We start from the raw sequence: 8,108 nt of genomic DNA on the forward strand, positions 1-8,108 counted from the left end.
GATGCGGTTGGTGCAGACCCTTCTGCCCGGCGTCGTCCTGCTGCAGCCTGACGCGGCCCAAGATGCTCGCGGCAGCTTTGTTCGGTTGTCCTGTGTCACAACCCTGGCCGCGAACGGCATTGCCTTTGCGCCTGTCCAGACCAGCCTGTCGCGATCCTCGCGGTGTGGCACCCTGCGTGGCCTGCACTTCCAGGTCGCACCGTCCGCCGAGACTAAAATCGTCCACTGCATCGCCGGTGCGGTGTTCGACGTGGCGCTTGATCTGCGACCGGAGTCGCCCACCTTCCGGCGTGCCTTCAGCACTGAGCTGACCGCGGCGAACGGGCGGGGGCTGCTGGTGCCGCGCGGTTGCGCGCACGGCCTGTTGACGCTGACCGACGACGCGGCCGTGTTGTATCAGATCGACCGCGATTACGATCAGGCGAGTGCGCGCGGGGTGCGCTGGAACGATCCGGCCTTCGCGATCCCATGGCCTTCGCAGCCGGCGGTGATGTCGGACCGCGACGCCGCCTGGCCGGATTTCGTACCGTGAACGCGCCGCGGGTACTGTTGACGGGCGCGTCGGGCTTTGTCGGTCGGCAGGTGATCGGGCCGTTGCTCGATCTGTCGTATGAGGTCCATGCCGTCGGCAATACGGTGACCGACCCGCGTGCGCGCTGGTATCGTGCCGATCTGCTGGAGCAGGGGACGCGGCGCCAACTGGTGACGGCGGTGCGGCCGGACGCCGTGCTGCATTGCGCCTGGGTGACCGGGCACGGCGCTTATTGGACGTCACCGCTAAACCTCGACTGGGTCGCGGCTTCCCTCGATCTGGCGCGCCTGGCGGCGGATCGGGGCGCGCGGCGCATGCTGATGGTGGGAAGCTGCGCGGAATATGATTGGCGCTCCCTGCCGGCTCGGCCCTGGCGGGAGGACGATCTGTGCCGTCCCGGAACGCTGTACGGCACCGCGAAGGACTCGCTGCACCGGCTGATGGCGGCCTTTGCCATCCAGGCAGGCATTGGGTTGGTCTGGGCGCGTCTGTTTCATCTGTACGGGCCGTATGAAGCACCGTCCCGGCTGGTGCCCGGCCTGCTGGGGGCGTTGCGCGAGGGGCGGCGGGGCGAGATCGGGCCAGGCGAAGCCGCCAGGGATTTCATGCACGTCGCCGATGCCGGCCGAGCGCTGGCGCATTTGCTGGGGAACTCGATCACCGGTTCGGTCAATGTCGCGTCCGGCCAGCCCGTTACGATCGGGACGATTGCCGGCCTTGCGGCGCGGCTGGCGGGGCGGCCCAAACTACAGGCCGAATCCACAAGGCCGACAACCGAACCGCTGGCGATGCTGGCCAATACGACAAAGTTGCGTGCGACGGGGTTCGTGCCGTCGATCGGGCTGGAAGATGGGCTGGCGGCGCTGTGGTCAGGGCAGGAAGGCCAGGGCGCCGCCCTGGACCCGCAAAGGGGCACGGCCCCTTTGATCCCGTTCATGAAGGGTGTTGGGGGGGAGGGGGGGACAGCGCGGGTTGCAACACCTGAGTCGCCCCCTCCCCCCCAACACCCTTCATCAGTGGTTCCAAGGGCCCCGGCCCTTGGCGGGCTTGGGCCGCAAAGCGGACCAAGGGGGCAGAGCCCCCGTCTTCTTTCCCCCGACTACGAAGCCGCCGTCCGTCTCTTCCGCGCCGATCGGCGGGACGAAGCCCTTAGGGCGGCTGAGGCCGTGCTGGCGCGACAGCCGGACCATGCGCCGGCGCTGAACTTGCTGGGCGTGTTGCACCGCCAGCTTGGGGATTTCGCCCGTGCTCGCTTGTGTCTGGAGCGGGCGGCTGAACTCGACCCGGACAGCGAAACCGCCTGGATCAACCTCGGCAATGTGCATCTCGATATGGAAGCGACGGACGCTGCCGTGGACGCCTATGCGCGTGGGCTGGCCGTCGCGCCCGATCGGGTCGACACGCTGCGGCTTCTGGGCAACGCGCTTTCGCGCGCCGGGCGCGATACGGAGGCTATGGTCCGGTTAAACGCGGCCGTTGCGACTGAAGTCCCCGGTGCGCTGCGTGACCGCGCCCGAGCCCATTACACGGCGGGGCGGGTTGACCAGGCGCTGGTGGACCTGGACACCGTCATCGCGGACCGGCCCGACGACGTGGAGCCGCGGCTGATCAAGGCGCAGATGCTGCGCCTGTCTGGGCACGCCAGGCAGGCTGCCGCGCTGCTGCGCGAGCTTGTGGCGCAATCGCCGGAGAATGCCGATGTGCATTTGTCGCTCGCCGATGCGCTGTTGGCGGAGGAACAGCGGGAAGCGGCAAACGAGCACTATGCCCGCGCGGTCGCCTTGCGCCCCGGTGACACCAATGCCGAGGGCAAATTGTGTTGGAGCCTGCTGAACAGCCGTTACGGCAGTGAGGCCGAACATATCGCCGACGCTGCTTCTATCGCGCGCCGTATCGTCGCGCGTGGGGTACCGCACCCATCGAGCGCCCACGCGGTGCAAAGCGCGCTGCTGCGCGTTGCCGACCTGGATACCTTGGCGGCGTTCGATGCGCTGTTCCCGGATCGGCGTGTCCTGCTGGATTATTGGGTGCGCCGCAATGTCGTCGGTGCGCTGCATGCGCAGCTTGGCCGCGTGCAGACGATGCAGGACCGGCTGACGCTGGTTGACTGCCACCGCGAATGGGGCGACCGCTACGAGGCGAAGCCAATCGCGCTTCGTGCTGTTCGGCCGCCGCCGGGTCCGCGTATTCGTGTCGGATTCGTGTCGTCCGACCTGCGGCACCACCCTGTCAGCTACTTCGCGCTGCCGATTTTCGATCATTACGACCGCGACCGGTTCGAATTTTTCGCCTATTCCTTCAATCCCGGCGCACCCGACGCGGTGCAGCGCCGCATCGCCGGCAAGATTGCCGGATTCCGGCGGATGCCCAACATGCCGGAGCAGGACATTGCCCGGCGTATCGCCGACGACAACCTCGATATCCTGTTTGAGCTTGGCGGTTCGACCCATCTCAACCGGCTTGAAGTAATGGCGCATCAACCCGCGCCGGTGCAGGTCAGTTGGCTCGGGTATCCGCATTCGTCCGGGCTTAGCCGGATCGGCTACATCCTGGTCGATCCGTATCTGAAGCCGCCCGACCCGCGGATGCTGCTGGAACGCCCGTTCGAGATGCCCGCAAGCTGGGTCAGCCTGGGTCCGCTCGGTTTTACCGACCATCCGATCGTGCCGGAGTTGCCGGAGGCGCGCACCGGACGGCTGACCTTCGGCACGATGAACAACCCGTACAAATATGCGCCGGAATCGATCGCGCTGTGGGCCCGGGTGCTGCACCGCGTGCCGGGAAGCCGCTTCCTGATGGTGCGGCCAGAGGCAGGGGTCGGCTTGTTCAGGGACAACATGGCGCACGCTTTTGCCCGGCATGGGATCGCCTCCGACCGGCTCGACTACGTTGCGGTACGCGGCCAGCACATGGCGCACTACAACGACATCGACATCGCGCTGGACACGCTGCCGCAAACCGGCGGCACGACGACATGCGAATGCCTGTGGATGGGGGTGCCGACCGTCAGCCTGGTCGGTCCCGCCTTCTTCGAGCGCCTGAGTTTCAGCAATCTGACGAACGCCGGTTTGCGCGATCTCGCGGTGGATACGCCGGATGCCTACGTGGACACGGCGGTCGCCCTGGCAGCGGATGTCGAGCGGCGGCGGGCGTTGCGGGTTGGCTTGCGGGCAACGATCCGGCAGTCGCCGCTTGGGGATGCGCGCGGGTGGGTGCGGGATTTCGAGGCCCTGACGCTGCGCACGCTGGAGCAAACGAGCGAACGCACTGGTTCGACAGTAGAGCATGATCGCGCTGGGCGGAACGTCCAGAGCGCGTGAATCATGCGATCAAACAACGCTCTAGGGGCTTTGTCGGCGTAGGGCCGGCGAGAAGCGCGCCCGTGGCCGAGGGCGCGTGGTTCTATTCCGCGGCCAGGCTTTGCGCTTCCTCGGCAAGCAACCGGTCCACCGTGCGACGCATGTGCATCCGGGCCGCATCCGTCGTGATGTCCACCAACGTGGATTCTCCCAGTTCGGACAACCTGGCCTGTTGGGCTTCGACCACGGTGCGGTCTTCATTGAACGCCGCGGCGATTTCTTTGAACAGCGCCTCCGTGGTCGCCGGGTCACCGGGCCGGAACCCATTGGCGGTGGACCAGAAATAGAAGCAAGTCGTGTCGGTCTCCGGCGTCAGGCCATGGAACAGGCGGAATTGCAGCTTGCTGTCCTCGGGCAGACCGTCCTTGTAGGCCCCGGCCTCATCCGCGGCGCTGAGTTGCAGGATCGAGCCCGGCGCGATGAATTCGAACATCTGCGCCCGGTCGATGCGCCCTTCGAACCCGACCGCGCGAACATAGGTCGGCGGTGGGGCGGAGTTCAGCATCCAGCGGGTGAATTTCAGCCCCAGCGGCGTGCGGACGGTGTCCATCTTGGCCTCGACGTGGATCGTTGGATTGCCGCCGATGGTCGATACATGAACATAACCGAGATGGGTCAGGTCCATCAGGTTGTCGACCATCAGCATGGCCGAACTCTTGATCGGATACATCGTGTGCTTATGCGGCCAGCGTTCGGTGTCGTTGTGCCATGGATAGGACACGATCGTGGCCGGATCGGCTTTCGCCGGATCGCCCATCCAGATCCACAGGAACGCGTCCTGTTCGACCAGGGGGAAGGCCCGGACGCGGGCGCGTTCCGGGATGCGGTCCTGGCCGGGAATATGGACGCACGCCCCCGTGCGGTCGAAGGTCAGGCCGTGATAGCCGCACACCAGGCCGCGTTCGGTCACCTGGCCCAGGTGCAGCGGGGCGCCGCGATGGCAGCACATGTCCAGCAGCGCACCGGCATGACCATCGGCGTCGCGGAACAGCACCACCGGCTCGTTGCAGATGCGCCGCGCGAGGGGCTTGTCGGCGATCTCGTCCGCCCAGGCGGCGACGTACCAGGCATTGCGGATGAACATTGGGCGCGCTCCCTGTTTGCCGGCTTTTGCCGCCGGTTGCAGCGCCATCATCGGACGCTGGCGGGCGGTGGTGTCAAGTTCTATCGTCGGTGTGTCGACAGTTCCGCGAATGTCTATTAGCGTTTCGTTTAGGGACGGCACAGGCGACGGCCATGAAAATCTCGTATTTCGAAACGGGGCGCTATGTCCCGTCACCCGATTTGCCGCGTGAGTGGCCGGTGCGGTCAGGTGCGTGCGATCTGGACACTGTGTCCGTGGCGCTGCGGGGGATGGAAGAGCGGGCGCGGTTCGTCGAGGCGCTCGGTTTCGACTGGGTCAGCCTGTCGGAACATCATTACTCGCCGCGCATTCTGACGCCGTCGCCGGCGGTATCCGCGGCGTGGTTGGCGGGGCGGGTCGACACCATCAAGATCGCGCTGCTGGGTCCGATCGTCCCCACCAGCAATCCGATCCGGGTGGCCGAGGAATTCGCCATGCTGGACGCGCTGGCCCCGGGCCGCATCGTCGCCGGCCTGCTGCGCGGAACCACCAACGAATACCTCAGCTACGACCTGAACGCCGCCGAGGCTCGGGCGCGCACCGACGAAGGCATGGAACTGATCCTTCGTGCCTGGACCGAACCTGAACCATTCGGCTGGCAGGGCCGGTATTTCCAGTATCGGACAGTCTCCATCTGGCCGCGCCGGCGGCTGCCGGGGCTGCAATCCTACGTCCTGGGCACCAGCGCCGAAGCGGGCGCGTTCGCCGCCCGCCATCGCATGGGCCTCGGCGTCTCCTACGGGTCGTTCGAGGCGATGGGACGAGCGACAGCGTATTACCGGCAACAATGCGCCGAACACGGTTGGACGCCAGGGCCGGACGACATCATCTACCGCGCCAACATGATCCTGGGCGAGACCGATGACGCCGCGGAGGCAATGCTCGCTCGGCGCGACAAGCGGGCACCGTTCCCCATCGGCGGGGCGCTGCGCGATGCGCTGATCGAGGCCGATGTATCCCGCAACGTCGCCGGCGTCCGGCAGCCGGCCAATGTCGGCGGCGTGCTGCCAATCAGCTTCTGCGGCGGCCCCGATCGGGTCGTGGAGCAGATCCGGCAGTGCCGCGACGCGATGGGCGCCGGCGTGCTGGATATCTCCCTGACCGATCCCGGAACCGGCGACTTGGAGGCGATGATGGACGCGCTGACGCTGTTCGGGCGCACCGTGCTGCCGCGCGTGCGCGATATCTGAGGTTCAGATCATGTCTTTCACCGAACGCTTCGTCGACGCCGATGGGTTCCGGATCCGCTACATGGAAGCGGGGCAGGGGCCAGCACTGATCCACCTGCACGGCGCGGGCGGGCTGCACATGACACCGGCGCACGACCTGCTGAGCCGCGACCGGCGGGTGATTGCGTTCGAGATGCCGGGGTTCGGGGACTCGGCGGAAAATACCCAGTCGGATGGAATGGAGGCACTCGCCTCGACGATGGCCGCCGCGGTGCGGGCGCTGGGGATCGAGGTGTTCGATCTGCTGGGTAGCTCGTTTGGGGCGAAGGTGGCGCTTTGGCTGGCGGCACGGCATCCGAACATGGTGCGGGCGCTGGTGCTGGAGGGGCCGGCGGCGATCCGGCCCGGAGGCATGCGTCCGCCATCCGGCACCGCGGCGGAGATGGCACCGTTCCTGTTCGGTCATCCGGATCGGGTCGCGCCCATGCCCGACCCGGACCCGACGGTTGCGGCGAAGCAACGGCGCCTCGTCGGGCGGCTGCGCGGCCCGGATCAGGATGCGGCGCTGGAGGACCGGATGCGTGGGTTGGCTGTTCCTGTACTGGTACTGTTCGGCACGCTGGATCGGGTGATGCCGCCGGAGATGGGGCGTGAATACAAAGCGCTGCTACCGAACAGTCATCTGGTGTTCGTCTACGACGCGGGGCACTTGATCGCGGCGGAACGGCCGGAGGCATTTGCCGAGGTCGTAGGGGATTTTTTGGCGCGGCGGGAGGCGTTCGTGATCACCCGGCGGGAGACGATGATTTTCCCGTAGAATCGGTTTCCGTTCGGCTGATATAGAACGGTGATGCTGACGAAATCTCCCTTCGTGATTGGTCTCAAGAGTCGTTTCGCAAGGCGGCAGGGCTTGGTGAACGGCTACAGTGCTTTCACGACGGCCTTTGATGAGATCATAGACGCGAGTGACCTCCCGTTTGTCCTTCGTAAGGAAACCAGGAACGAGGCAAAAAGCTTCAAAGAGGCCGCGAGGCGGTTTGAAAGCGAATTTTGTGCCGAACGGATTACGATAGGAGCGGCCGCCGCGAAACTTGTCCGCGACCTGCAGGCCCATTTCCCGCCGGCGGATCGAGCAAAATTGGTTGTCTCGTTCCTGATTGACAACTCAAAATCGATGGCAGGGCTGGGCATGTTGTCGGCTCTGATTGCCGTGGATGTGGCGGTCGATGCCATGGCAAAAGCGGGGATAGATACGGAGATACTAGGGTTTACTACAGTAAACTGGAGAGGCGGTCGAGCACGCCGGGCCTGGCGATGGGGCGGTAGGCCTCGCAACCCGGGCCGATTATGCGAGCTTCGGCATATCATCTATGGCGCGGTTGACCGCGCAGGCCGATTTCCGCGAGACGCGCTACTCGCGCTTCGCACGGATATTCTTCACGAGAATGTTGACGGAGAAGCCTTGGAATGGGCGGCCTCACGGCTTGATCCGTCGCGCTGGGACCGGAGAGTCATATGCCTGATTTCGGACGGAGCACCAGTGGACGATTCGACACTGCTCGCCAACGAAGATCCCGAAGTGCTGACACGGCATTTGGAAACGACCGAGCATCGGCTGCGTGAGGCAGGAATTGTCGTTGGTTTCCTGTTGATCGGACAGGATCATAACCGGGAGCCAGATCTATGCGAAAAGGCAGCGGAACCTGAAGCGGCTGGACTGTCACTGCTCGCGCTCGTTCATCGTGCGCTCTTATCTGCTATTTTCGAAGCGCCGATTTCCAACGCCTGAAGCCCGTTGCTCTCCAGCAGGCTGTTGATTAGATAAAGGGATATCGGGTCGTTTCAAGTTACGTGGTTTAATCGAAGATGAAGAGGCGACATCTACCCCACCCCATATTCCCGCTTCGCCGCCCCAGCCGACAAAT

Annotated in this window: 6 protein-coding genes; 5 read left to right on the forward strand and 1 reads right to left on the reverse strand. The window is 65.3% G+C overall.

The window, feature by feature from the left end; genetic code table 11:
* The first annotated feature begins 1 nt into the window (after position 1).
* Both GSQ89_RS06495 and GSQ89_RS06500 read left to right on the forward strand, forming a co-directional pair.
* Positions 2-532, forward strand: coding sequence for a dTDP-4-dehydrorhamnose 3,5-epimerase family protein (locus GSQ89_RS06495; protein WP_158923210.1), 531 nt, complete (start codon positions 2-4; stop codon positions 530-532).
* Positions 529-3,852: an NAD-dependent epimerase/dehydratase family protein gene (locus GSQ89_RS06500; protein ID WP_158923212.1), complete on the forward strand. Its 3,324-nt coding sequence runs from the start codon at positions 529-531 to the stop codon at positions 3,850-3,852. The genes GSQ89_RS06495 and GSQ89_RS06500 overlap by 4 nt, the downstream gene beginning before the upstream one ends.
* Positions 3,853-3,934: 82 nt before the next feature.
* Here GSQ89_RS06500 and GSQ89_RS06505 read toward each other — a convergent pair whose 3' ends face one another.
* On the reverse strand, positions 3,935-4,975 hold the full coding sequence (locus GSQ89_RS06505) for a Rieske 2Fe-2S domain-containing protein (protein WP_158923214.1): 1,041 nt from the start codon (positions 4,973-4,975) through the stop codon (positions 3,935-3,937).
* Positions 4,976-5,127: 152 nt separating this feature from the next.
* Between GSQ89_RS06505 and GSQ89_RS06510 the strand changes: the two genes are divergently transcribed.
* From GSQ89_RS06510 to GSQ89_RS06520, 3 genes are read left to right on the forward strand one after another with little or no spacing between them, the layout of a single operon-like run.
* Entirely contained in the window at positions 5,128-6,204 is a 1,077-nt protein-coding gene (locus tag GSQ89_RS06510; RefSeq protein WP_158923216.1) for an LLM class flavin-dependent oxidoreductase, read from the forward strand.
* Between the two features lie 10 nt (positions 6,205-6,214).
* The gene (locus GSQ89_RS06515; protein ID WP_158923218.1) at positions 6,215-7,000 is read left to right on the forward strand and encodes an alpha/beta fold hydrolase; all 786 of its coding nucleotides are present in this window, start codon (positions 6,215-6,217) and stop codon (positions 6,998-7,000) included.
* Between the two features lie 33 nt (positions 7,001-7,033).
* On the forward strand, positions 7,034-7,972 hold the full coding sequence (locus GSQ89_RS06520) for a cobaltochelatase CobT-related protein (protein ID WP_158923220.1): 939 nt from the start codon (positions 7,034-7,036) through the stop codon (positions 7,970-7,972).
* Positions 7,973-8,108: the final 136 nt, after the last annotated feature.

The sequence above is a fragment of the Acidisphaera sp. S103 genome (assembly GCF_009765975.1).
Taxonomy (GTDB): Bacteria; Pseudomonadota; Alphaproteobacteria; order Acetobacterales; family Acetobacteraceae; genus Rhodopila.